Raw genomic sequence first — 24,917 nt, 5'->3', positions numbered from 1 at the left:
CGCATGACCCATCACGCACCCTTCGCGCATTTCGCGCCCCCGATCCGTCCCGCGACGCCGCTGCGGCAGGCGATCACCGCCGCTTACCGCCGCGACGAGGCGGAAGCGCTGGCGCCGCTGATCGACGCCGCCACCTTGCCCGGAGAGACGCGCGCAGCCATCGCGCGGACCGCCCGCGCGCTGGTCACGGCGTTGCGCGCGCAGCCCGGCGGCAGCGGCGTCGAAGCGCTGGTGCGGGAATATGCCCTGTCCAGCCAGGAAGGCGTGGCGCTGATGTGCCTTGCCGAAGCGCTGCTGCGCATTCCCGATGATGACACGCGAGACGCGCTGATCCGCGACAAGATCGCCCATGGGCGATGGGCGTCGCATCTGGGTGGGGGCAAATCGCTGTTCGTCAATGCCGCTACCTGGGGGCTGGTGGTCACTGGCAAGCTGACGGGCAGCATCGATGATCGCGGCCTGGGCGCGGCGCTCACCCGCCTGGTCGCTCGCGCCGGGGAGCCGGTCATCCGGCGCGCGGTGGACCTGGCGATGCGGATGATGGGGGAGCAGTTCGTCACCGGCGAGACGATCGGAGAAGCGCTGAGGCGGGCGAAGGCGATGGAGGCCAGGGGGTTCACCTACAGCTATGACATGCTGGGCGAAGCGGCGGCGACTGCTGCGGACGCGGCCCGTTATCATGCCGATTATGAGCGGGCGATCCACGCCATCGGTCAGGCGTCGGAGGGGCGCGGCGTCTATGCCGGGCCGGGCATTTCGATCAAGCTGTCCGCTCTCCACCCCCGCTACAGCCGCGCGCAGGCGGACCGCGTCATGGCCGAACTGCTGCCCGCCGTGAAGCGGCTGGCGCTGCTGTCGAAGGGCTATGGCATCGGTTTCAATATCGATGCGGAGGAGGCGGACAGGCTGGAATTGTCGCTGGACCTGCTGGAAGGCCTGGCGCTGGACCCGGACCTCGCCGGATGGAACGGCCTTGGCTTCGTGGTGCAGGCCTATGGCAAGCGCTGCCCCTTCGTCATCGACTGGACCCCCCCCCCCCGCCGTACCGGCCGCCGCATCATGGTGCGGCTGGTTAAGGGCGCTTATTGGGATGCGGAGATCAAGCGGGCGCAGGTGGACGGGCTGGCCGGATTTCCGGTCTATACCCGCAAGGTGCATAGCGACGTCGCCTATATCGCCTGCGCCCGCAAGCTGCTGGCGGTGAGGGACGCGGTTTTTCCGCAGTTCGCCACGCATAATGCGCAGACGCTCAGCACCGTCTATCACCTTGCCGGGCCGGATTTCGCGATCGGCGATTATGAGTTCCAATGCCTGCATGGGATGGGCGAGCCGCTTTACGAGCGGGTCACTGGCGCGGGCGGGCTGAACCGTCCCTGCCGCATCTACGCCCCGGTGGGGACGCATGAGACGCTGCTGGCCTATCTGGTGCGCCGCCTGCTGGAAAATGGGGCGAACAGCAGCTTCGTCCATCGCATCGCCGATCCCGCCGTTTCCGTCGAGGAGATGATCGCCGATCCGGTTTCTCTGGTGCGGGCCATGCCTCATCCGGGGCGGGGGCATGACCAGATCGCACTGCCATCCAAGCTATATCCTGACCGCCGCAATTCGGCGGGGCTGGACCTGACGGATGAAGGCGTGCTCGCCAGCCTGACTCAGGCGCTGCGCCACAGCGCGGCGACCGGCTGGGCCGCAGCGCCGGAGCAGGGGGGAGGGTTGGCGCGCCCGGTGCTGAACCCGGCCGATCATCGCGACGTCGTGGGCCATGTCACCGACGCCACGCCCGGCGATGCCCGCGCGGCTGCGGCCCGCGCGGCCGGGTCACGCTGGCCGGACGTGCCGGTCGCGGAACGCGCCGCCATGTTGGAGCGGGCGGCCGATGCGATGCAGGCGGAGATGCCGCTGTTGCTGGGGCTGATCGTGCGCGAAGCGGGCAAGTCGATGCCCAACGCCATCGCGGAAGTGCGCGAGGCGATCGACTTCCTGCGCTATTATGCCGTGCAGGCGCGTGCTTCCTTCGGCCCCGCGCAGACGGCCCTGGGCCCCGTCACCTGCATCAGTCCTTGGAATTTTCCGCTCGCCATCTTTACAGGTCAGGTCGCGGCGGCGCTCGCGGCGGGCAATCCGGTGCTGGCCAAGCCTGCCGAGGAAACGCCGCTTATCGCGGCGCAAGCCGTGCGGCTGCTGTATGACGCGGGCGTGCCCGGCGATGCGCTGCAACTGGTCCCCGGCGACGGCAGCATCGGGGCGGCGCTGGTCGATGCGCCGGAAACCGCAGCGGTCATTTTCACCGGATCGACCGAGGTTGCGCGCCTGATCCAGCGCCAGCTTGCGCCGCGCCTTTCGCGATCGGGCGCGCCGATCCCGCTGATCGCGGAGACGGGCGGGCAGAATGCGATGATCGTGGATTCCTCCGCGCTCCCCGAACAGGTGGTGGCGGACGTCATCGCATCCGCCTTCGACAGCGCGGGCCAGCGCTGTTCGGCATTGCGGATATTGTGCGTGCAGGAGGAGGTCGCCGACCGGATATTGACCATGTTGAAGGGGGCTATGGCGGAGCTGCGCATCGGCCGCACCGACGCGCTCAACATCGACATAGGCCCCGTCATCACGGCGGAGGCGCGCGACGGCATCGACCGGCATATCGCGGCCATGCGGGCGCTGGGCCGCGCGGTCGAACAAAGCCCGCTGCCGCCGGGAACAGCCCACGGCACCTTCGTGCCCCCCACGATCATAGAGATCGAATCCATCGCCGATGTCCGCCGGGAGGTGTTCGGGCCGGTGCTCCACCTGCTGCGCTTCCGCCGCGAGGGGATGGATGCGCTGGTGGACCAGATCAACGCTACGGGCTACGGGCTGACCTTCGGCCTGCACACGCGGCTGGACGCCACCATCGCCGAAGTCACGGGCCGGGTGAAGGCGGGCAACATTTATGTGAACCGCAACGTCATCGGCGCGGTCGTCGGCGTGCAGCCCTTTGGCGGGCGCGGCCTGTCGGGCACCGGGCCCAAGGCGGGCGGGCCGCTCTACCTTGGCCGCCTTGCTATGCCCGCGCCTGCCTTTCCCATGCGCGCCAGCCAGCCGCCGCCGCTACAGGCGTTCGCGCAGTGGCTGGAGGAGCGGGGGGAAGGCGATGCGGCCGCCTATGCGCGGCGGGCGGGGAGCGCTTCGGCGCTTGGCGTCGAACTGACGCTGCCGGGGCCGGTGGGGGAACGCAATCTTTATGCGCTGCATCCGCGCGGATTGATCCTGCTGCGCCCCTCCACCGGCCATGGCCTGCTGCGGCAGATGGCGGCGGTTCTGGCGACCGGCAACCGGGGTGTGGTTGAGGGCATGGCCCTGCCATCCGGCCTGCCCGCCCCGGTCGCCGCCTGTTTCCCGTCGCGCCCTGACGGCCCCTATGCCGCCGCGCTTGTCGAAGGGGACGAGGACATGATCACCGCCATGGCGCAGGAACTGGCCGGTGGCGAAGGTCCGATAGTGCCCGTCCATGCCGAAGGGGAGGGTTATTGCCTCGACCGATTGCTGGAGGAGGTTTCCACCTCCATCAACATAGCGGCGGCGGGCGGCAATGCCAGCCTGATGATGATCGGGTAAAAGGGGTTCAGCCGCCCAGCTTCGACAGCATGAAGGCCAGCAGGAAACCGCCCACGGTGATGAGGCCGGAAAATTCATGCGTTTCCTCTGTCGCTTCGGGGATCATCGTGTCGACCAGCATCGCCAATATCGCGCCAGCGGCAACCGCCGTGGTGGCCGCGATCAGGTCGGCGCTCGCGTCCGCCAGAAGGACATAGCCGAGCAGGGCGGCGATGCCGGAAGCAAGCGCGATGCCGCCCCACACGCCGAAGATGTAGATCGGACCCCGCCCCGCCTTCTTCATGCCCGCCGCGCTCGACAGCCCTTCGGGAACGTTGGACAGGAACACCGCCGCGACCGTCACCGTGCTGACGCCGCCGCCATGCAGCAGGCTGAGGCCGATGACCACCGATTCTGGAATGCCGTCCAGCAGCGCGCCGATGGCGATGGCCGCGCCGGAGCCGCTGTCCGCCGATGCCTGGCTTTGAGCGGGGTTCGATCCCGATCGCTTGCGATGCTTCGCGCCGGAGCGGGAAACGGCGATATTCGCGATCGTGTAGACCAGCGCCCCGGCCAGAAAGCCCGCCGCGGTCGAATCGAAACCGCCCCGCGCATAGGCTTCGTCCATGAGGTCGAAGGCGACGGCGGAAATCAGCACGCCCGATCCCACCGCCATGATCGCGGCGATCAGTCTTTGCGGCAGGCGGGCGGCATAGCCGACGCCTGCCCCGATCAGCAGCGCCGATCCGCCGACGAAACCCCAGAAACCCGCCTCCAAAGGCCCCGCCATAGACGATCTCCCTGTAGGCGAAACGGCACAGGCGGGCAAAAGGATGCAAGGGCCGCCCAAAGTGGCTGCGGGTTGGAGCGGCTGGGCCTAGTCCGTCAGGCCCAGCCTTCACGATATCATCCCAGGCCGCCAGCTTGAAATTCTGCGCCGCCGCCGCATTGTGTCCACCCTGTGCGACGAACAGCCGCCCTCAATCGCAGGCGATCACCGCGTTGCGCAGTTCATATCCGGTGACGAGCGGGTTCCAGGCGAGGGAGGGCGCGTGTTCCAGCGTCAGGCCCGGCACGCGCAGCAGGCGGTCCAGGAACAGGCAGCTTTCCTGCAAGGCCACCTGCGCGCCGGGACAGCGATGCTCGCCATCGCCGAAGGACAGCCCGGCATTGCCATATTTCGCGCTGACCTGCCGTCCCGGCACCACTTCGCACACCCGGTCGCCGAAGGCGGCCGCGTCCGTATTCGCCGCCCGCACATCGACCGCGATGGCCGCGCCCGGCTGCGCGGGAGCATCCTGCGGCATGCGGCGGTAGAGATAGCCGACGACCGGCTCCAGCCGCAGCAATTCCTCAAGCAGGGCGATCTGGCCGCCCTCGTCCGCCGTCAGGAAAGCGGTTTTCAGATCCTCCCGCTCCAGCATGTGCCATGCGGCCATGACGATGAACTCGCGTGTCGTCGCCATGCCCGCGGCGCCATAGACCAGGCACTCCGTCAATATCTCCCGCCCGTTATAGCCCTGGCCGATCAGGTGGGAGATGACATCGTCCTGCCGCTGCCTCTTGCGCGCCCGGATGGCGGGCCTGACGTCGCGATAATAGAAGGCCAGCACGCGAAACTGCGAGCGCAGGAAGAAGGCGAAGGCCGCCAGCTTGCCCCGTGGACGGTGGAAGTCGCCGGTAAAGAACACGTCCAGCCTCCTGGCGAGACCGGCGGGGTCGCTGTTCGTCAGCCCGACGATCTGGCTGGCCACCGCCACCGCCAGTTCCAGGCTCATCTGGTCGAGCCGCGCGCGCCTGTCCCTGCGGAAGCGGGAAATGAGGCTGTCGCTCAGTTCGATCATCAGCTCGCGATAGCGGGAGGTAACGATCTTCGGCGTGAAGAAGCGGGCGGTGGCGCTGCGCTGGACCCGGTGCGCCTCGCCCTCCAGGAACAGGATGGGCTGGCGGGTGGCGCTGCCGATCCGGCCCACCTGCTCGGCAAGGAAACCCGCCTGCCGTGCCTGATCGCTGCGCAGGACGGCGCGGGCCTCGGCGAAATCGCGGGTGCGCAGGTCCGGGTCGACCGTGCCCCCGCCCGCTGAGGCGGCGGCGGACTTGCGGTCATCGCCCTTCTGACCGAAGGGGCAGGCGCTGGGAAGATGGTCTTCCATGGAGCTTCAACCCTGTCGGATGCGGATCAGGCGCAGATTACGCTCGTCAAGGAGCGCGTCAAGGTGGCCGGAGATCGCGCTGTGGAGCGATTTCGAACGTTGCTCATCGCCGCGCATCGTTCCATATGGCGATATGACAATTCCATTACGGCCCGCGCCCGCTCTTTCGAGGATTCAGGAAAACTGGCTCGCCGCCAGGGAACGGCAGTTGCTGAACTGGCTTTGCGCCCGGATGCCGCGCTGGGTCACGCCCGACCTGCTGACGGCGGTGGGCATGGCCGGTGCGTTCATGATCTTCCTTGGCTATGCCGCCAGCAATTTCGGCTCCTCCTGGCTGCTGCTCGCGATTGCGGGCTATGTCGTGCAATGGTTCGGGGATTCTATGGACGGCAGCATCGCGCGCTTCCGCCGGATCGAGCGGCCATCCTACGGCTATTTCATCGACCATAGCTGCGACGGGCTGGCGACGCTGCTGATCCTGATGGGCATCGGGTTCAGTCCGTTCGTGACGATGGACATCGCGATGGTGGCGCTGGCGGGATATCTGCTGCTGTCGATCCACGCCTATCTTTCCGCCCGCGTGCTGGGCGAGTTCAAACTGTCCTACCTTGCCGCGGGGCCGACGGAATTGCGGCTGATGCTGATCGCGCTGACGGCGGCGATGATGGCGCTGGGGAACGGACCGGGATTGTTCGGCAGAATATCGGGCTTCGACATCTTCGTGGGATCGGCGGGGACGATCCTGATCCTGCTGTTCGTCATCCAGACGCTGAGCACCGGGCGGCGGCTCGCGCGGGCGGAACGCCGTGGCGAATGACGATGATCCAGATACTGGTCGATGCCGACGCCTGCCCGGTGAAGGAGGAAATCTATAAGGTCGCCTTTCGCCATGAGGTGCCGGTCATGGTGGTCAGCAACAGCCCGCTTCGCATCCCCACCCACCCGCTGATCAGCCGCACGGTGGTGAGCGACGGCTTCGACGCGGCGGACGACTGGATCGCGGAGAGGGTGACGGCAGGCACGGTCGTCGTGACGGCGGACATTCTGCTGGCGGATCGGTGCCTGAAAATGGGCGGCGCGGTGATCGCGCCCAATGGCAAGCCATTCACCAGCGCATCGATCGGCAACGCCATCGCCGTCCGGGCGATCATGGCCGACCTGCGTGCGGGCGGCGACCAGATCGGCGGCCCCGCCGCTTTCAGCAAGGCGGACCGTTCGCGCTTCCTGTCGGCGCTGGACGAAGAACTGGTTCGGCTGATCAACGCCCGGCGCCGCGCGGGTGGCGGCCCGCTTTGACATTCCCGGCCGATGGCTGCACGGGAAAGCCGGTCAGCCGTGCGAGCAACCATGCAGATCCTGAATTTCGACATCGACCTTTTCCTCCGCGACTATTGGCAGAAGAAACCGCTGCTGATCCGCAATCCATGGACGGCATGGGCCAATCCGCTGGAGCCTGACGAGCTTGCGGGACTCGCCTGCGAGGAAGGCGTGGAATCCCGCCTGATCCGGCAGAAGGGCGGCACATGGACGCTGGATCACGGGCCCTTCGCGGCGGAACGGTTCGGCAAGCTGGGCCGCCAGCGCTGGACCTTGCTGGTGCAGGCGGTCGATCATCATGTGCCCGAAGTCGCCGCGCTGATCGATCCGTTCCGTTTCGTGCCCAACTGGCGCATCGACGATGTGATGGTCAGCTATGCCGCCGACCAGGGCGGGGTGGGACCGCATTTCGATCAATATGATGTGTTCCTGCTCCAGGGCTTGGGCAGAAGGCGCTGGCGGGTCGGCCCGCGCTGCGACGAAAACAGCGCGTTGCTGCCGCATGACGACCTTCGCCTGCTCGCGGAGTTCGAGGCGGTGGACGAATGGGTGCTTGAACCGGGCGACATCCTCTATGTCCCGCCCGGCTTCGCCCATGACGGCGTCGCCGAGGGCGATGATTGCATGACCTATTCCATCGGGTTTCGCGCGCCGTCCCGCAGCGAATTGATCGGCGGCTGGTGCGATCATCTGCTCGACCGGCTGGAGGAAGATGATCGCTATGCCGACCCGGACCTGCGGGCGCAGGACAACCCGGGCGAGATTGCTCCATCCGCTCTGGCCCGGCTGCAAGCCATGATCGCGGACAGGCTGATGGATGCGGACGGCTTTGCCCGCTGGTTCGGCGAATATAATAGCAGCCCCAAATATGCCGAGGCGGACTGGCGGCCCGAACGGCCGGTGACACGGCGGGAGTTGCAAGCCCATCTGGCAGAGGGCGGCGGGCTGCTGCGCAATCCTGCCAGCCGCTTTTCCTTCATCCGGCGGGACGGCGGCAGCCTGTTCCTGTTCGCCGATGGGCAAGGTTTCGAATGTGCCGGGGCAGCCGCCGCCTTTGCGCGGCAGATTTGCGCGAAGGATCATGTCGTGCCGGGCCCGGAGACCGCCGATGATCCTGCCTGGCTGACGCTGATCGCCGCCCTGATCGATCAGGGCAGCGTCGCGCTGGACGGGGATTGACGGCGTGGCGCGGCTGATCCTGTTCAACAAGCCTTATGGCGTGATGTCGCAATTCACCGACGCGCGATCCGAAACAGCCCGGCCGACTTTGTCCGGCTTCATTGATGCGCCCGGCGTCTATCCGGCGGGGCGGCTGGACCTGGACAGCGAAGGGCTGCTCCTGCTCACCGATGACGGCAGGCTGCAATCTCGCATTGCCGATCCCAAATTCAAGATGCCCAAAACCTATCTGGTGCAGGTGGAGGGCGATCCGCAGCAGGCGGCGCTGGACCAGTTGCGGCGCGGAGTGAGGCTGAAGGACGGCATGACCCTGCCAGCGGAGGCGCGGCGCATCGACATTCCCGATCTGTGGCCGCGCGACCCGCCAGTGCGATTTCGCAAGAGCGTGCCGGACTGCTGGATTGCGCTGACCATCAGGGAAGGCCGCAACCGGCAGGTGCGCCGCATGACGGCGGCGGTCGGCCATCCGACGCTGCGGCTGGTGCGGTGGCGGATCGGCGAGTGGACGCTGGACGGGCTGCAACCCGGACAATGGCGCGACGCCTGACCAGCCTCAGCGCTGGTCGAAAGAGGTCAGGATGGGGCAGGGCCCCGCGGAGCCGCTGCCGCATTCTTCCGCGAGCCGCCGCAGGGAAGCGCGGGCCTGCTCCAATTCTCTGATCTTCACGTCCAGCGCCGCGATCCGCTCCCTGGCGAGCGCCCGCGCCCGTGCCCGGTCATCGGTGGCGTCCAGCGCCAGCAGTTCCTTGATCTGCTCAAGCGTGAAGCCCGCCGCCTGCGCCGAGCGGATGAAGCGCAGCCGCCTGACATCCTCCTCGCCATAACGCCGCACGCCGCCGCCACTGCTCGCGCTTCCGGGCCGTTCCGGCGTCTCCAGCAATCCGCGCCGCTGATAATAACGCACCGTTTCGACCCCGATGCCAGCACCCTGCGCCAGACCGGCTATGGTAAGCTGTTTCACCTCTTGACTCCGTACCATGGTACGGACCCTATATGGGTGTCATCTCAGTGCAATCCAGTCGAAAGCCGCTGTCATGACCAGTTCAACCCACCCCCGCCGCGCCACCTTGTACCGGATGGTGATGGACAAGCATGTCTGTCCCTATGGCCTGAAGGCAAAGCATCTTCTGGAGAGCAAAGGCTTCGCGGTCGATGACAAATGGCTGACCTCGCGCGAGGAAACCGACGCGTTCAAGGCGGATCATAATGTCAGAACCACCCCGCAGACGTTCATCGACGGGAAGCGGATCGGCGGCTATGACGACCTGCGCCGCTATTTCGGGATGACCGTCGCTGACCCCGACGCGACGACTTACAAGCCGGTGATCGCCCTGTTCGCTATGACCGCGCTGATGGCGCTGGCGGCCAGCCATGCGGCCTTCGGAACGGCGCTGACGATCCATGCGGCCGAATGGTTCATCGCGTTCAGCATGGCGGTGCTGGCGCTGCTCAAGCTCCAGAATGTCGAAAGCTTTTCGACCATGTTCCTGAACTACGACCTGCTGGCCAGGCGGTGGGTGCCCTATGCCACCATCTATCCCTTCGCCGAAGGACTGGCAGGCGTGCTGATGATCGCTGGCGCGCTCACCTGGCTGTCGGTGCCGATCGCGCTGTTCATCGGAACCGTGGGCGCGGTGTCGGTGATCAAGGCCGTCTACATCGACAAGCGGGAACTGAAATGCGCCTGCGTCGGGGGCTCCAGCAATGTGCCGCTCGGCTTCCTGTCGTTGACCGAGAATCTGATGATGATCGGCATGGCGGTGTGGATGACGGTATCCGCCCTTGGAGTGGGGACCGGAGGCTGACCGGCCCCTGTCCCCTGCCGTTCAATTTTCAGGCATGGTGCCAGGGCGCAGATAGGGGAACATATGCGCGACATAATCCGGCTTGCCCAGGCTGACGCCTTCGCTGCGCAGGATGGCGTAGGCGATCATCACATGGAAATAGAATTGGGGCAGCGTCCAGTCGCGGGCATATTGTTCCGCCGTCAGATCGAAGATGATGCCAGCGGGCAGTTCATGCGCGATCGGCTGATCGGGATCGACATCGAGCGCGGTGGGCGACAGGCCGTCGAGCAAGGCCACCGTCTCATCGATACGCGCCTTGGCGTCGGCGAATGATCCGGGACGCTCGCCCGCATTGCGCCCTTCCTCCAGGAGCGTGTTCACCAGCGCAGGCAATTCCTCGCCCTTGAGCCGGTGGACGCCTTCGATGGCCTGCACGCAGGCAAAGCGGATCTGCGTCGCCAGTGGAAACATATCGGGCGCGAGGCGCGAGGACAGCAGCGCTTCCCCCTTCTCCGGGATTTCGGCCTGCGCCTTGTCCAGCCAGCGGGACAGGGCCTGGAGCATCTGCTTGTAGGACGGGACGAGAAGGCTGGTGAAAGGCATGACGCTGCTCCCTTTTCGGTTGTTTCAGCGCGCTTTCGCCCGATCTCCGCCGGATTGCCAGCCTTTTTCGGTAGCCTTATCGCGCTGTCGCTCACGGGAGCCATGGTTGCTAACTTAAGAAAGTGAGTATACTCATTTATATTAATAGAGGAGAGGTTGATGCCGCCATTTCGATTCGCATATTTTGCAGCCGGACCAAGGATGGCCGGTGCCGTCCTGTTGTCCTGCCTTCTGGCGGCGCCGTTCGCACCGGCTCAGGCGGAGGCCGGAAGTGATGCCGCGCGGGGAGGCAGTTTGTTCGCGCAGCGCTGCGCCATGTGCCACAGCGTGAGTGGCAAGGGCGGAAAGGCCGGGCCGGACCTGACGACCGTAGCTGGACGCAAGGCGGCGAGCACGGCCTATGCTTATTCCCCCGCGCTCAAGAAGCTCAACCTTTCCTGGACGGCCGCCAATCTGGACGCCTATCTGGCTGCGCCCGCCAAGGTCGCGCCGGGCAACCGCATGCCGCTGGCCATACCCAAGGCAGACGATCGCCGGGCGATCATCGCCTATCTGGGCAGCAGAAAATAGCAGCGGGCAAGGTCAGCGCCAGCGGATGATGCTGCCCAGCGCGTCGCTCTGCGGCAGCCGCATGAACATGGCGGGCGCATCATCGGCGTCGACCCCTTCGGTGACGATGCGGTCGAGCTTTATCCGGCCATTTTCCAGCAGGCGCAGGAAAATGGCGGCGTCCTCCAGGCTGGTGGGCATGGCCGTGCCCTGGAGCCGCCCGGCGCTGTAGGGCCGCACCGGCCAGTCGAGCGGAGAGGTGACTTCGGTCGCGTCCAGCGACCAGGGCCGCGCGTTGAAATAGGCTCCGACGATCGACAGTCCTTCGATCCAGGCGCGGCCGAATATATCAACCTGATGCCCGCCGGGGATCATCGAGGCGGGAATGACACGTCCGCCCCGGCGCGTCAGCGCAAGGGCGGTCTCTATGGTGGAGGGCACGCCGCTGAGGTCAATGGCCGCGGCTGGGCCGCCGCCGGGAAGCGACCGGGCCAATGCGGCGAGTTCGCCGGACTGGTCAGCGCGAAAGCCATGGTCAGCGCCGAGTTCGCGCGCCAGATCGAGCCGTTCCTGCACCACATCGGTGACGATCAGCGGCGCGGCCCCGGCGATCCGCGCAACCTGCGTGGTGACGAGGCCGATCAGGCCCTGACCCAGGATCAGCAGCGGCGACCCTATGTCGAGGGCGGCGAGGCGGATGGTGTAGACGGCCATCGCCCCGATGGTGAAGAAGGCGGCATCTTCCGACGCGACATTGGCGGGAATGCGAAGGGCGAAGCGCTGATCGATGACGGTGGCGCTGGCATGGCCGCTATGGACGATCACCCTGTCGCCGGGGGCGAAGGCGGTCACGTCCGGTCCTACGGCGGTCACATGCCCGGCCATGCTGTAGCCCGGCTCCACCGGATAGCGGTGGAATTTGGTCAGCAGCGACCTTTCCGTGCCCGCGCTGACGAGGGAGACATCCGCCTCCACCGCGATCTCCCCGGCTGCGGGCGGCGCGAGATCGCGTTCCTCCAATATCGCGCTTCCCGGAGCGTCGAAGACGATTGCGCGCGCCATATGCCTCTTTCCCATGACAATCGAAAACCGCCGCACGATGGCTCAGCGGCGAGCCGAACCGAAGGCGATAGCGTGGATGCCTGCTATCATCCCGGTCAATGCGGAATCCAACCATGGCGGCGATGACTCCTATTGATGAGATGGCATTGTCCCGCATCGTGCCGCGCCCTAGACCAGCCGCAGGGGCGAAAGGAGAGACGGCATGCGCTTGGCAACCCTGCGGGACGGGACAGCGGATGGCAGGTTGATCCTGGTTTCGCCCGACGGCGGCCATTATGCCTTTGCCCCGTTCGCGACGCTGCAACAGGCCGTGGAAGACTGGGCCAGTGCCGCACCCGCGTTGCGCGCCATATCCGATTTTCCCGCGAAGCTGGACGTGACGCAGCTTGCCGCGCCGCTGCCGCGCGCCTGGCAATGGCTGGACGGGTCGGCTTATGAAAGCCATGGCGACCTAATGCAGAAGGTCTTCGGCATGGACCCCGTGGAGACCGACAGGCCGCTCATGTATCAGGGCGTGTCCGATCGTTTCTATGGTCCCTATGATGATGTGAAATTCCCGGACGAGGAATTGGGCATCGATTTTGAAGGCGAATTCGGCGTCATCGTCGATGCCGTGCCGATGGGCGTGACGCCGCAGCAGGCGATGGAGCATATCCGCCTGATCGTGCAGATCAACGACTGGTCGTTGAGGGCTCTGGCGGGACCGGAAATGAAGACGGGCTTCGGCTGGATACAGGCAAAGCCGCCATGCAGCATGGCGCCCTTCGCCATCACGCCCGACGAACTGGGCGATGGCTGGCGGAACGGCAGAGTGTGCATCGACCTGCTGGTGGATTGGAATGGCGACAGGTTCGGCGCGGCCAATGGCGAACCCATGGGCTATGGCTTTCACGAATTGGCCGCCCATGCGGCGCGCACCCGCGATCTGGCGGCGGGCACCGTCATCGGGTCAGGCACCGTGTCCAACGCGAACTTTCGCGAGGTCGGCTCCTCCTGCATTGCGGAGCGGCGGGGCATCGAGATCGTGGACGAAGGCGCGGCGCGCACGCCCTTCATGTCCTTTGGCGATCGCGTGCGGATGGAAGGGCGCGGGCCCGGCGGCCGGTCACCCTTCGGGATTCTGGAACAGAGGATCGTGAAGGGCTGATCCGCGCCCCGCATATTCTGGAGAAAGGAAGGCTTTCATGGAGACGAGCGATTCCGGGCTGCCGCCGGTTCAGCGGGTGGTGACGGGGCATGATGACAATGGCCGCGCCACGTTCAAGTCGGAGGATGTGAGCCCGACGCGGATGATCCCCGGCGGCGATGCGGCTTTCCTGCTGCTGTGGACGACGGCGACCGTTCCCGCCGACAATAACGATGAAACGGACGGGAGGGAGCGCGACGCCGGGCTGACGCTGAACCAGGGATCGGTGATCCGGATCGTGGACATGCTGCCGGGCAAGGAAAGCCCAATGCACCGCACCAACAGCATCGATTACGGCATCGTCATGAAGGGCGAGATCGAACTGGAACTGGAGGACGGCCGCAAGAAGACGATTGGCGAAGGCGGCATCATCATCCAGCGCGGCACCAACCATCTGTGGCGCAATACCAGCGACAAGCCGTGCCGCATCGCCTTCGTCCTGATCGAAGCGCCCGCCTATCTGCATGACGGCCAGCCCCTGCCCGAACATAAGCCGGACTGAGGCGCGATGTTCGGTTTGACCGGCAAGCGGGCGATCGTCACGGGTTCCACCAGGGGCATCGGCAAGGCGATCGCGCAGGCGCTGGCCGCCGCGGACGCTCGGGTGATCATCTCCAGCGAGGATGGCGAGGATACGGCCCGCGTGGCGGCCGGACTGGGGCAAACGGGCATTGCGTGCGATGTCTCTGACGACGCGGCGCTGGAGCGGCTGGTGGATGGCGCGGCGGCTGCGCTGGGCGGGATCGACATTCTGGTCTGCAATGCCGGGATCACCGGACGGCCCGGTCCCTTCGCAAGCCTGGACATGGCCGATTATGACCGCGTGATGGCGATCAACCTGCGCAGCCAGGTGATGCTGTGCAACCTAGCCCTGCCGCATATCGCGGATGCGGGTGGTGGCGCGGCGGTCCTGATTTCCAGCTTGGCGGGGTTGCGGGGCAATGGGGCGATCAACAGCTATGCCTTGACTAAGGCGGCTATTGCGCATCTGGCGCGGAACCTGGCGGTGGAGTGGGGGCCAAGGGGCGTGCGCGTCAACGCGGTATCGCCCGGCTTCATCGCGACCGAACTTTCCAGGCCGCTAATGGCTGACGAGTCCTTCATGCGGCGGCGCATGGCGATGACGCCGCTACGCCGCCCCGGCCTGCCGGAGGAGGTCGCGGGCGCAGTGCATTTCCTGGTGTCCGCTGCGGGCGCATTCGTCACCGGCCATAATCTGGTGGTCGACGGCGGCACGCTGATCAGTGACGGGAGTTGATGCTCGCTTCGCTCATGCGGGGCCGCGCGCCCGATCCGGGATCGGCGACGTTGCTGGCAGCTATCGACAAAATGGATTCCCGTTCCAGCGCCGCCTGAACTACCCGCAGGGGAGGAGAGCGAAGAATGATCTATGAAGTCGCCAGCCTGACGATCGATCCGGCCCGCTACCAACTCATGGTGAGATGGGACAGGATAGAAGATCATATGGAGCATTTTCGCGCCTCTCCGGCCTTTCCACAATGGCGCGCGCTTGCGGGACCCTTTTTCACGGCCCCGCCAGAGGCGGTCCACACGGCGCGCGCCGCCGGATTTTTTTGATGGAGGCCGCCATGTCAACCCAGCCGTCCGGGTCCGGGGCTGTCCCCTCGCTCGACCTCGATCCCTTTGACGAGGCGTTCCTGGCGGACCCCTATTCCCATCACCACGCCCTGCGGGACGCCGGTCCCCTGCTGTGGCTGGAGCGGCTGCAATGCTATGCGATGGCGCGCTATGACGATGTGTCGGCGGCGTTGCGCGACCATCAGCGTTTTTGTTCGGGGCGCGGGGTCGGCCTGACCGATTTCGCGCGCGAGGAGCCATGGCGTCCCCCCTCGCTGCTGCTGGAAGCGGACCCGCCGCTGCATGATCGCACGCGGACGCTCATGAACCGCATCGTGTCGCTGCCTGCCCTGCGCGCGCTGCGCCCGGTCTGGGCGGAGCGGGCCGGGGAACTGGCCGAACGGCTGGTGGCTATGCGCCGCTTCGATGCCGTCCGGGATCTGGGCGAAGTCTATCCGATGATGGTCTTCCCGGACACGATCGGCCTGCGCAGGGAAGGGCGGGAGCATCTGCTGACCTACGCCGGGACGACATTCAACGCCTTCGGCCCGCGCAACGCTGTGCTTGCCCGATCGATGGAACAGGCGGCCGATGCTATCGGGTGGGTGGCCGCATCGTGCAAGCGCGAGAATCTGTCGCCCGGCGGGTGGGGCATGGCGGTCTATGAAGCGGCGGACAGGGGAGAATGCACGCCGGACGAGGCCGAGCGGCTGGTGCGGTCCTTCCTGTCGGCTGGCGTCGACACGACCGTGAACGGGCTGGCGCAGATGATGCTTGCCTTTGCGAGTTTCCCCGGTGAGTGGACGGCCCTGCGCGATCACCCCGCCTTGCTGCGGCGCGTGCTGGACGAAAGCCTGCGCTGGGATGGGACCGTGCAGACATTTTTTCGCACCGCTGCTTGCGATGTCCCGGTTGGAGATATGGTGATCCCGGAAGGGTCGAAGCTGCTGCTGTTCCTGGCGGCCGCCAACCGCGACCCGCGCAAATGGGAAGCGCCAGACCGTTTCGACATCAGCCGCCAGACGAGCGGGCATGTCGGTTTCGGCTTCGGCATCCATCAATGCCTGGGGCAAATGGTGGCGCGCATGGAAGCCGACCTGATGCTGGAGGCGCTGCTGCCCCGCATCGCTTCGATCAGGCTGGCGGGACCAGTGGAGCGGCGGATCAACAACACGCTCCATGCGCTGGCCAGCGTCCCGGTGGAAATCGAACCGGCCTGAATGGCGGTCAGGCCGCGCAGCCCGGCGGCGTCAATATTCCTCCGCCAGCCTGTGGAGCGCGCCCGACAGCAGCGCGCCTGCGTCTTCGGCGGGGCCGCCGGACAATTGAATCTGCCCGATTGCAAGGCTGGTGTCCACGACATGCTTGCAGCGATCGAAGCGGCGGTCCTCAAAGGCCTGCAACCCTTCCGTCACATGGGATGCGCGGGCCAGTTCCTCCACCAGCACCAGCGCGCTTTCCACCGCCATGCCCGCGCCGGAGGCAAGGTGCGGCGTCGTGGCGTGCACCGCGTCGCCCAGCAGGACGATATGGCCCTTATACCAGGGCCGGGGCTGCAAGGCGGCGGCGAGCGGGCGGTAGTTCACCCAGTCGCTGTCCGTCATATGGTCGCGTATCCAACCGGCATTGCCGCCGAAATCGGCGAGCTTTTCACGCAGTTCCGACCGGACTTCATCATCGCCCAGGATGCGGTCGCCATATTCGTGCGGCGGCAGCAAATAGAGATAGCAGGAGTCGGGTGCGCAACAGGTGATCCCCACCGGATAGCGATGCCCGAAGTAAAATTCGCCGCGCTCCACATCGGGCGGCCGCTTCATCGATACCCGGAACGCGCCCTGGCCGGTGGGCGCTGCTTCGCCCATATGCGGAAAGGCGATGCGGCGCACACCGGAATAGATGCTGTCCGCCCCCACGATAAGGTCGAAGCGCCCGCTGTAACCGTCGCTGAAGACCGCCTCTGTTCCGTCCTGCCACTCTTTCAGTTCCATGACGGTCATGCCCAGGCGAACCGTGACCCCCAGCTCGCGTACCCGGCTTTGCATGATATGGTGCAGGACGGGGCGCATGATCCCGCCGGTCGCGGGCAGGCCTTCTTCCAGCACCGGCTCGTCGAGATCGTGCAGCAACAGGCCGTCATAGCGGAAGATGCGCGAACCATTGGTGATAGCGCCTTTCTCCCTGATTTGTTCGAGAAGGCCAAGCCGCCGGTAGGCGCGCAGTGTCGGCCCGGTGATCGTGATGCCTGCGCCATAGACCCGCCAGTTGGTATCGATGTCGATCAAGGTCACGTCCGCCTGCGCTTCGGCAAAGCGGATCGCGGCGGCCATCCCGCCGATGCCGCCACCCACTATGAGTATGCGCCGTCCTGCCAGATCCATGATATCCTCTCCCGTCCGTTGCTCGTGGCTAGAACCGGGGATGGGGGCTGAAAAACGATTTGGCTCGATAGCTTATATTGGGGGTCTGGATAGCTGCGGCGGGATCAAAGGACATCGCGGCTCGGCAATCCGCGTCTTAATCCTCCGGCAATTCGCGCCGGGCGGCGATGAATTCTTCCCGATGCTCCGCGATCCAATTGATCAAGCGGTCGGATTGCGCATTCAGCCGCTGGCCAAGTGGCAACAGCGAATATTCGACATGCGGCGGCATGACGCACTGCACGTTCCGGTCGACAAGCCCGTCCCGCTCCAGCGATCGCAGGCGCAGCGTCAGCATGCGTTGCGATATGGGGCGCTCATCCTTGCCCAGGCGCCAGATAAGGCGCTGCAATTCGGAATAGCGCAGCGGCGCGGCGGCGTTCAGCACCAGCAGGATCAGCTTGGTCCAGCGGTCGCCCAGCAGCGCGCACATATGGCGGATGGGCGCGCCGCGATCGCCCCCGTTCACCTCGATGGTTTCCGCCAGCCTGCAAAGCGCGTCCAGCCTTTCGCCGCTTAGCGCGGGAAATTCCTCAGGCGGGATCAGGCTGCCGGCATCATGCTCTGAAATCATGGGGCGATGATAAACAGGCGCGCGGGCTCCGCAAAGGGGGACGGGCAGGAACATTCATGTGCCTAATTCATCGCGGTTCCGCATGCCGGTATGACCGGGCCAACATATCGCGGAGAGGATGCGGAAATGGCCGATTACGACATCATATTCGTTGGTGCGGGGCACAACGGGCTGACCGCCGCCTGCTACATGGCGAAAGCGGGCAAGAAGGTCCTGCTGCTGGAAGCAAAAGATCATGTGGGCGGCGGCGTCGTCACCACGGAACTGACCTTGCCCGGCTATTATCATGATGAGCATTCGACCGCTCACCAGTTGATCCTGGGCAATCCCATGATCACGCAGGACGAGCTGGGCCTGATGAGCAAGTTCGGCCTTGAATATCGCTATGCCGACGTCGCTCTGGCGGCGATCTTCATCGATCAGACGTCGATCAGCGTCTACAAGGACCTGGACCGCACCTGCCAAAGCATAGCGGAAACTTGCGGGGATGAAGATGCGGAGGCCTATCGCGCCTTTGCCAAGGCGTCCATGGCGATGCTGCCGATGTTCGTGAACGGCCTCTATTCGCCGCCATTGCCGATGGGCGCGTTCATGGCGATGCTGGACCAGAGCGAAGAAGGCCGTGACCTGTTCAACGCCATGCAGCGCAGCACGCTGGATATCGTATGCCAGCGCTTCAAGAGCGATAAGCTGCGCCTGTTGCTGGCGCGCTTCATCACTGAAAATCTCCAAATGCCCGATGAACTGGGCACCGGCATGGGCGCGGTGCTGTGGCCGGGGCTGGTTCACACCTTCGGCCTCGCGCAGCCGGTGGGCGGCAGCGGCAAGCTGACCGACGCGATGGTCCGCGCGCTCGTCAGTTTCGGCGCGGAGATACGCTGCAACGCGCAGGTGTCGCGGATACATTCCTCAGGCGGACGGGCGACGGGGGTCGAACTGGCTGATGGCGGCGTCATCACGGCCAGGGATGGCGTCGTGGCGGGGCTTCACCCGGCGGTATTGCGCCGCTTCGTGGAAGGCGTGCCCGAACCCGTCCTGCAACGCGGCGAGCGGGTCACCCAGGCGGCCTTTTCCGTGCAGGTCAGCCATTATGCCTTGAAGGAACCGGCCCGGTTCATCGCCGGAGGCGACGCGCAGAAAGGCGTGCTGCTGGAAATGATCGACACGGTCAAGCTCAGCGAACTGCTCGATGATTTCGACCAGTTGCGCAGGGGGCGGATGTCGGCACGGCGGCTGGCCGGTGGCGGCGACATGGCGATCAACGATCCCACTCGCGCCCCGGCAGGGGGCGGCATCTTCTACGGCGTGCAGTTCGCGCCCTACGAACTGGAAGGCCATGACGCTTCCTATTGGGATGAAGTCAAGGAAGCGGAAGCGGACAAGACGCTGGCGCATTATCAGAAGTTCATCTCCAACCTGACCAGCGACAACATATTGAAGCGCGTCGTGCATTCGCCTCTGGATATGGAGCGGCATTCGCCCAACAGCTTCCTTCGCGGCGACATCCATGGCTGCGCGCCCTATTTCTACCAGACCATGGCGCATCGCCCGACCGCCGATTATGGCAATATCGCCGTGCCGGGGGTGGAGGGGCTCTATCTGGTGGGCCCGTTCATGCATCCGGGCGGCGGCGTGTTCGGCGGAGGCCGCGCGGCCGCGATCAGGATGATGGACGACCTGCGCATGGACTTCGACCGGCTGATCGGCTGACGGGAAATATTTCCGGCAAAGTTGGCGCCGGGATGGAGCGGTCATCCCGCTGCATGGATAGAACACATCCAATCTGCCGATTTTGCCGATAAGCCCTCACAGGTTAGTTTTTCCAGATGGACCCCGCGCCAATGCGGGGCGGCAAACAGGCGGCACAGACCCGGCGCCAGCCATTTGCTGAAAACAATGAAAGGGGAGGGTTATGCGTAACTGGCTGTTCAGTGCGACCGCAATAGCGGCGATCTCTGCGGTTTTGCCCGTCTGGGCGCAGGCGCAGGAGGGCGCTCCCGCAGCGCAATCCGATGCACGATCGCAGGGTGGCCTGGCGGACATCGTCGTCACGGCCCAGCGCAGGGCGGAAAGCGCGCAGAAGGCCGCGATCGCGATCGATGCGGTCAGCGCGGACACGCTGCTGGATCGCGGCATATTGAAGGCGGAAGATATTACGAAGACCGCGCCCTCCATCTCCATCACCAACGGCGGTGGCACGTCGACGTCCATCTTTATTCGCGGCGTTGGAAACATCACCGTGGCCAGCTATTTCGATCCGGCGGTAACGCCCAACTATGACGGCGTGGTTCTGGGCCGCGCGGCGGGGGCTTTCGGCGCGGCCTTCTACGATCTGGAACGCGTCGAAGTGTTGAAGGGGCCGCAGGGCATTCTCTATGGCCGGAACGCCACGGGCGGCGCGATCAACGTCATTCCCGCAAAGCCGGTGCTGGGCGAATTCAGTGGTGGCTTCAATCTGTCCTACGGCAATTATGATGCGGTGGCGGTGGACGCGCATGTCAATGCCGGGATCGGCGAAAATGCCGCGCTGCGCATTGCTGCTTCGCGCCAGCGGCGTGACGGTTTCAACCGCGACGGCACGGACGACCTGGACCGCAGCGCCCTACGCGGACAGCTGCTATTTGAGCCCAGCAGCGACCTTTCCATACGTCTGGCGGCCGATTATACCAAGATCGGCGGGGTAGGGCCGGGCGGCAACTATTACGGGGCCTACACGCCGGACGGTACGGGCGGCTATGTTTTCAGCCTGTCGGGTATCGACCCGTCGGAAGGTTTCCTCACGCCTTTGTCCAATGCCTATCGGCAGACGCTGCTTGTCGCGCCAGGTTTCGGCTTTGCCGATCCGTTGAACCAATATCCGTCCCTGGACGCCAGCTATTGGGGCGTGAATGGCGAGATCAACTGGAAGACCAGCATTGGCACCGTGACCGTCATCCCGGCCTACCGGCATTCCAAGGCGCTCAGCTACTTCAATGGTCCAGCTTTCAATACAGGATATTATGACGAAAAGACCAGTCAGAAGAGTCTGGAAGCGCGGCTGGCTGGCAGCAGCGGACCTATCGACTACATAGTCGGCACCTTCTATTTCAACGAGGAGATCAAGGGCAATGATGAGTTCAACCAGGAATTTATCCTGCCGATCCAGATTTTCACCCAGAAGACGGAGAGCCTGGCGGCGTTCGGCCAGCTGACCGGCCATGTCAGCGATCGTTTCCGTCTGGTCGGCGGGCTGCGGTATACGCATGACAAGAAGGAAATGGACGGCTTCATCAGCAACTTCATCGTCAGTTGCGGACCCGGTCTGGCGCCGCCTGCCTCCTTCGCCGCGGGCTGCGCCGCGCCTGGCGCGCTGCCGCATTTTCCCAACTACACTTCGCGCGCCGATGTCGTGAACTGGCTCGTGAGCAACGGCTGGATCGCACCGGGCTCCACGTCTCAGCCCAACCCGCAAGTCTTTCCGCTGCTGAACGGACTGGGCGCCGTGATCAACACATTGAGCCCGACAGTCGGCGATCTGACCTTTTCCCGCGTGACCTGGAAGGCTTCGGCCGAGTTCGACCTTGGCCCCAGCAGCCTGCTCTATGCGACGGTGGAAAGCGGCTATCGCGCGGGCGGGTTGCAGCAGACGGACGGACGTCCGGTCTACCGGCCGGAATATATCACCGCCTACACCATCGGATCGAAGAACCGCTTCTTCAACAACAAGGTCCAGTTGAATATCGAAGGATTTTACTGGAAGTATAAGGATCAGCAGATTAATTACTTCACCGTCGATCCCAGCGGAACCTTGATCAACTCAACGGAAAATGCCGGTAGGGCAACAGTCAAGGGTATCGACGTCGACCTGATGGCCCGGCCGATACGATATACGACGTTGACGGCCAAGGTTCAGTATCTGAAGGCGACCTATAAGGAACTGCACCTCTATACCGCCGCGCCGTTCGACAATTTCAACTGTCCCTTCACACTGACGGGGCAGGTTGCAGGCGGCGCGCCGGTGAAGGACTTCGACTGTTCCGGCCGTCCGCTGCTCAACGCGCCTGAATGGACGATCAACCTAGGCGGTGAGCAGGTGGTGCCGCTGAGTTCCGCGCTTGAACTGGCGGGTCAGGTCAATAGCGCTTACCGCAGTGCGGCCTATGGTGGTTTCGAATTCCTCGATTTCGAAAAGATCAGCGGCTATTGGCAGACGGACATTGCGCTGACCTTGCGGGATAGCGATAGGTCCTGGGCGCTCACCGCCTTCCTCAACAATTTGGAAGACAAGCGCCGCGTGATCTATCCGCAGCTCTCGCCATTTGGCGCGGCCGTCTACCATTATGGCGCGCCGCAGACTTATGGCGTGCGCTTCTCCGCCGACTTTTGACGGCGAAGAGAGGGGGAGGCAAGGCAGGACCGCGTGAGCGGCCCTGTCTTGCTTGGTTTGCGGCAACCTGAATATGTGCGGCGGTAATGGAGAAACATCGCATGCCCATCATCATTACCGGCGCCGGCGGATTTGTCGGCCGCCATCTTGTGGCGAAGCTCGTCGGCGCGGGGAAGGATGTCGTGGCGATGGACAGCTCGGTCCACGGCATAGCGGCAGGCGCGCGGATCGTGGCGGGTGATATCTGCGCGCCGGAGGTGAGGGGCGAAGCGTTGCGCGACGGATGCAGCGCGCTGGTGCATCTCGCGACGGTGCCCGGCGGCGCGGCGGAGGCTGATCCGGCCGCATCCCGCCGCGTCAACATAGATGCGATGTATGATCTGCTGCTGAAAGCCGCCGCCGCCGGGAAGCGGCCGCGCGTCGTCTATGCCAGTTCGATCGCCGTGCTGGGCGACCCGCTGCCGGAGGCAGGGGTGGACGACACGACGCCGCTCGCGCCACGGATGATCTATGGCGGCCACAAGGCGATGATGGAAGATGCCGTTGCCATGATGCATCATCGCGGCGAAGTGGAAGGCGTAACCCTGCGTTTGCCGGGCATTCTCGCTCGCCCAAAGGGTCCCAGCGGCATGAAATCCGCCTTCATGAGCGACCTGTTCCATGCAATGCGGGCCGGGGAACCCTTCATCTGTCCGGTCTCGCCCCAAGCGGCCATATGGGCTCAGTCGGTCGATCGCTGCGCGGATAATTTCATCCATGCTCTGACCATGGACGCCGGTCTGCTTCCACCCACACGGGCAGTGACCTTGCCAGCCCTGCGCGTCTCGATCGGTGCGCTGGCGGAGGAGATTGCGCGCCAGTGCGGCGTATCGGCGGCGCTGGTGCGCTACAGCCCCGACGAAGCGCTGGAGGCGGGGTTTGGCCGCCAGCCGCCCCTCGCGACGCCAGCGGCGGACCGGGCGGGCTTTGCGCATGACGGCAGTGTTGCTACACTTGTCAAAAATGCGCTGGCGGTCATCGCGGGCGGATGAGGAGATGGAGCGATGCGGTTCGAACGGCTGGACCTTAACCTGCTCGTAGCGTTGGATGCGCTGCTGTCCGAACGCAGCGTCAGCCTGGCCGCCGATCGCATATTCCTGTCGCAATCGGCCACCTCTTCGGCGCTAGGACGCCTGCGCGACTATTTCGGTGACGAGCTGCTGGTCATGAAGGGGCGGCAGATGGTGCTGACCGCGCGCGCCGAAAGCCTGGTGGAGCCGGTGCGCGCGGTTCTGGAGCAGATCCGCACCTCGATCGCCATACCGCCGCCGTTCGATCCTGCGACATCCGATCGCACGATCCGCATCGTCGCGTCGGATTATGTGACCGATGTGCTGCTGGCGTCGGCCATTTCCGAAATTCAGAGCGGCGCGCCCAACATGCGGTTCGAGGTGATACCGATAGAAGACAGCATGATCGAAAATCTGGAGCGCGGTTTCGTCGATCTGCTGATCACCATCGACTACGGCATTTCGCCCGATCACCCCAGTCAGATCCTGTTCGAGGACGATTATGTGGTGATCGGCTGGGCTGACAACCCGGCGATGGCGGAGCCCATGACGCTCGACCGTTATCTGGGCCTGGGGCATGTCACCGCCCGGTTCGGCCGGGGCAGGGTGTCCGCGTTCGAAGACTGGTTCGTGCGCCGCCAGAAACGGCAGCGCCGGATAGAGATTGTCGCGCCCAATTTCATGACGCAGGCCGGGTTCATCTTGGGCACGAACAGGATCGGGACGGTTCAGCGGCGGCTGGCGGTGCGAATGGCGGAGTATCTGCCGATCGTGATGCGGGAGCTGCCACTGCAAATCCCGCCCATCCGGGAAGCGATCCAGTGGCATATTTCAAGCAACAATGATCCGGCGATACGCTGGGTCGTGGAACGGCTGGCCGCCTATGTGCATCAGCCAGGAATGCTGGCTGGCGATGTCATCATGCTGGATGAAGCGCGGCTGGGCGGCATGTCCCGCGAAGAATTGACCGCCGGTTTCACGGATCATGCGAAAAGCCCGCGCAGGCAATCGAACTGATAGCGCTTGTTCCGGGGGAAATCAGTCCGCTTCCTCCCGCCATAAGGCGCGCGCCTCTTCTATCACCGTCTGATGATGCGTGGTCCAGTCGATCATCATGTGGATGTGCGATGCCAGTTCCCGGCCCAGCGACGTCAGCGCATAGCTGACCTTGGGCGGCACGTCACCGCTGATGCTGCGGCTGACAAGGCCGTTGCGCTCCAGCTGCCGCAGTTTCAAGGTCATGATCCGCTGGGAAATGCTGCCTTCCGGGCTGAGCCGCGTCAGCAGCCGCCGCAGTTCGGCATGGCGAAAATCATCGATCCAAAGCAGCAGGACGATAAGGTTGGTCCAGCGGTCGCCCAGCAGCGCGAAGATCGTGCGGACCGGCCCGTCGCGGCTGCTGCCGTGCCTCGCCATCTCCGCTTCCAGCGCGTCGATCCTTTCGCTCGTGGAAGCCTCCCCCCGGCCATCCTGCGGCATATCCTCATCCTTGATAGCGGTACATAAAAGTGCCCTCTTCCGATT

General features: G+C 64.9%; 24 protein-coding genes. 16 read left to right on the top strand and 8 right to left on the bottom strand.

Going from position 1 to position 24,917, the window contains the following annotated elements; all coding sequences use genetic code 11:
• Positions 1–3: 3 nt before the first annotated feature.
• Entirely contained in the window at positions 4–3,594 is a 3,591-nt protein-coding gene (gene putA / locus ET21_RS0111150; protein ID WP_030539741.1) for a trifunctional transcriptional regulator/proline dehydrogenase/L-glutamate gamma-semialdehyde dehydrogenase, read from the top strand.
• 7 nt (positions 3,595–3,601) lie between these two features.
• Here putA and ET21_RS0111145 read toward each other — a convergent pair whose 3' ends face one another.
• Both ET21_RS0111145 and ET21_RS0111140 read right to left on the bottom strand, forming a co-directional pair.
• Positions 3,602–4,363, bottom strand: coding sequence for a ZIP family metal transporter (locus ET21_RS0111145; protein ID WP_030539740.1), 762 nt, complete (start codon positions 4,361–4,363; stop codon positions 3,602–3,604).
• 190 nt (positions 4,364–4,553) lie between these two features.
• Positions 4,554–5,726, bottom strand: a complete 1,173-nt coding sequence (locus ET21_RS0111140) for a cytochrome P450 (protein WP_030539739.1) — start codon at positions 5,724–5,726, stop codon at positions 4,554–4,556.
• Positions 5,727–5,859: 133 nt separating this feature from the next.
• Between ET21_RS0111140 and ET21_RS0111130 the strand changes: the two genes are divergently transcribed.
• Genes ET21_RS0111130 through ET21_RS0111115 form a run of 4 tightly spaced genes read left to right on the top strand, consistent with a single transcriptional unit; the run spans position 5,860 to position 8,769 of the window.
• Positions 5,860–6,543, top strand: coding sequence for a CDP-alcohol phosphatidyltransferase family protein (locus ET21_RS0111130; protein ID WP_030539738.1), 684 nt, complete (start codon positions 5,860–5,862; stop codon positions 6,541–6,543).
• Between the two features lie 5 nt (positions 6,544–6,548).
• Complete coding sequence (locus ET21_RS0111125; protein ID WP_051768139.1) at positions 6,549–7,022, top strand: YaiI/YqxD family protein; 474 nt, start codon at positions 6,549–6,551, stop codon at positions 7,020–7,022.
• Positions 7,023–7,073: 51 nt separating this feature from the next.
• Entirely contained in the window at positions 7,074–8,222 is a 1,149-nt protein-coding gene (locus tag ET21_RS0111120; protein ID WP_030539736.1) for a cupin domain-containing protein, read from the top strand.
• A gap of 4 nt (positions 8,223–8,226) precedes the next feature.
• A complete protein-coding gene (locus ET21_RS0111115) occupies positions 8,227–8,769 on the top strand; it encodes a pseudouridine synthase (protein WP_021238946.1) in 543 nt (180 codons plus the stop codon).
• 6 nt (positions 8,770–8,775) lie between these two features.
• Here ET21_RS0111115 and ET21_RS0111110 read toward each other — a convergent pair whose 3' ends face one another.
• Complete coding sequence (locus ET21_RS0111110; protein ID WP_156029122.1) at positions 8,776–9,183, bottom strand: MerR family DNA-binding protein; 408 nt, start codon at positions 9,181–9,183, stop codon at positions 8,776–8,778.
• Between the two features lie 73 nt (positions 9,184–9,256).
• Between ET21_RS0111110 and ET21_RS0111105 the strand changes: the two genes are divergently transcribed.
• Positions 9,257–10,027: a glutaredoxin family protein gene (locus ET21_RS0111105; RefSeq protein WP_030539734.1), complete on the top strand. Its 771-nt coding sequence runs from the start codon at positions 9,257–9,259 to the stop codon at positions 10,025–10,027.
• Positions 10,028–10,048: 21 nt separating this feature from the next.
• Here the strand turns inward: ET21_RS0111105 and ET21_RS0111100 are convergent, their stop codons facing one another.
• Positions 10,049–10,612, bottom strand: coding sequence for a DUF1993 family protein (locus ET21_RS0111100; RefSeq protein ID WP_030539733.1), 564 nt, complete (start codon positions 10,610–10,612; stop codon positions 10,049–10,051).
• Between the two features lie 201 nt (positions 10,613–10,813).
• Here ET21_RS0111100 and ET21_RS0111095 point away from each other — a divergent pair, with 201 nt between their 5' ends.
• On the top strand, positions 10,814–11,182 hold the full coding sequence (locus ET21_RS0111095; protein WP_030539732.1) for a cytochrome c family protein: 369 nt from the start codon (positions 10,814–10,816) through the stop codon (positions 11,180–11,182).
• A gap of 12 nt (positions 11,183–11,194) precedes the next feature.
• Here ET21_RS0111095 and ET21_RS0111090 read toward each other — a convergent pair whose 3' ends face one another.
• The gene (locus ET21_RS0111090; RefSeq protein ID WP_030539731.1) at positions 11,195–12,223 is read right to left on the bottom strand and encodes a zinc-binding alcohol dehydrogenase; all 1,029 of its coding nucleotides are present in this window, start codon (positions 12,221–12,223) and stop codon (positions 11,195–11,197) included.
• A 202-nt stretch (positions 12,224–12,425) separates the two neighbouring features.
• On the opposite strand from ET21_RS0111090, the gene ET21_RS0111080 reads away from it, so the two are divergent.
• From ET21_RS0111080 to ET21_RS0111055, 5 genes are all read left to right on the top strand, one after another.
• The gene (locus tag ET21_RS0111080; protein ID WP_030539730.1) at positions 12,426–13,370 is read left to right on the top strand and encodes a fumarylacetoacetate hydrolase family protein; all 945 of its coding nucleotides are present in this window, start codon (positions 12,426–12,428) and stop codon (positions 13,368–13,370) included.
• 37 nt (positions 13,371–13,407) lie between these two features.
• Positions 13,408–13,911 (top strand): cupin domain-containing protein, encoded by a 504-nt coding sequence (locus ET21_RS0111075; RefSeq protein ID WP_030539729.1) that lies wholly within the window; start codon positions 13,408–13,410, stop codon positions 13,909–13,911.
• Positions 13,912–13,917: 6 nt separating this feature from the next.
• Positions 13,918–14,667: an SDR family NAD(P)-dependent oxidoreductase gene (locus ET21_RS0111070; protein ID WP_030539728.1), complete on the top strand. Its 750-nt coding sequence runs from the start codon at positions 13,918–13,920 to the stop codon at positions 14,665–14,667.
• 125 nt (positions 14,668–14,792) lie between these two features.
• Entirely contained in the window at positions 14,793–14,987 is a 195-nt protein-coding gene (locus ET21_RS0111060) for a hypothetical protein (protein ID WP_051768123.1), read from the top strand.
• An 11-nt stretch (positions 14,988–14,998) separates the two neighbouring features.
• Positions 14,999–16,207, top strand: coding sequence for a cytochrome P450 (locus ET21_RS0111055; RefSeq protein WP_156029119.1), 1,209 nt, complete (start codon positions 14,999–15,001; stop codon positions 16,205–16,207).
• Positions 16,208–16,237: 30 nt separating this feature from the next.
• Here the strand turns inward: ET21_RS0111055 and ET21_RS0111050 are convergent, their stop codons facing one another.
• Together ET21_RS0111050 and ET21_RS27070 are read right to left on the bottom strand one after the other, a co-directional pair.
• Positions 16,238–17,365, bottom strand: a complete 1,128-nt coding sequence (locus ET21_RS0111050) for an FAD-dependent monooxygenase (RefSeq protein ID WP_030539725.1) — start codon at positions 17,363–17,365, stop codon at positions 16,238–16,240.
• A 136-nt stretch (positions 17,366–17,501) separates the two neighbouring features.
• Positions 17,502–17,978 carry a helix-turn-helix domain-containing protein gene (locus ET21_RS27070; RefSeq protein WP_156029116.1) on the bottom strand — a complete coding sequence of 159 codons (477 nt, stop codon included), beginning with the start codon at positions 17,976–17,978 and terminating at the stop codon, positions 17,502–17,504.
• A gap of 90 nt (positions 17,979–18,068) precedes the next feature.
• On the opposite strand from ET21_RS27070, the gene ET21_RS0111040 reads away from it, so the two are divergent.
• The 4 genes from ET21_RS0111040 to ET21_RS0111025 all read left to right on the top strand — a co-directional run bounded on the left by ET21_RS0111040 (position 18,069) and on the right by ET21_RS0111025 (position 24,410).
• Complete coding sequence (locus ET21_RS0111040) at positions 18,069–19,688, top strand: NAD(P)/FAD-dependent oxidoreductase (RefSeq protein WP_237751541.1); 1,620 nt, start codon at positions 18,069–18,071, stop codon at positions 19,686–19,688.
• 202 nt (positions 19,689–19,890) lie between these two features.
• The gene (locus ET21_RS0111035) at positions 19,891–22,344 is read left to right on the top strand and encodes a TonB-dependent receptor (protein ID WP_030539722.1); all 2,454 of its coding nucleotides are present in this window, start codon (positions 19,891–19,893) and stop codon (positions 22,342–22,344) included.
• Positions 22,345–22,445: 101 nt separating this feature from the next.
• Entirely contained in the window at positions 22,446–23,375 is a 930-nt protein-coding gene (locus ET21_RS0111030; protein WP_030539721.1) for an NAD-dependent epimerase/dehydratase family protein, read from the top strand.
• A gap of 12 nt (positions 23,376–23,387) precedes the next feature.
• Entirely contained in the window at positions 23,388–24,410 is a 1,023-nt protein-coding gene (locus tag ET21_RS0111025) for a LysR family transcriptional regulator (RefSeq protein ID WP_081856686.1), read from the top strand.
• Positions 24,411–24,431: 21 nt separating this feature from the next.
• Here ET21_RS0111025 and ET21_RS25800 read toward each other — a convergent pair whose 3' ends face one another.
• Entirely contained in the window at positions 24,432–24,872 is a 441-nt protein-coding gene (locus ET21_RS25800) for a helix-turn-helix domain-containing protein (protein ID WP_030539719.1), read from the bottom strand.
• Between the last annotated feature and the right edge of the window lie 45 nt (positions 24,873–24,917).

The organism is Sphingobium sp. DC-2 (assembly GCF_000722555.1).
GTDB classification, from domain to species: Bacteria; Pseudomonadota; Alphaproteobacteria; order Sphingomonadales; family Sphingomonadaceae; genus Sphingobium; species Sphingobium quisquiliarum.
This window is presented reverse-complemented; position numbering and strand designations above follow the sequence as displayed.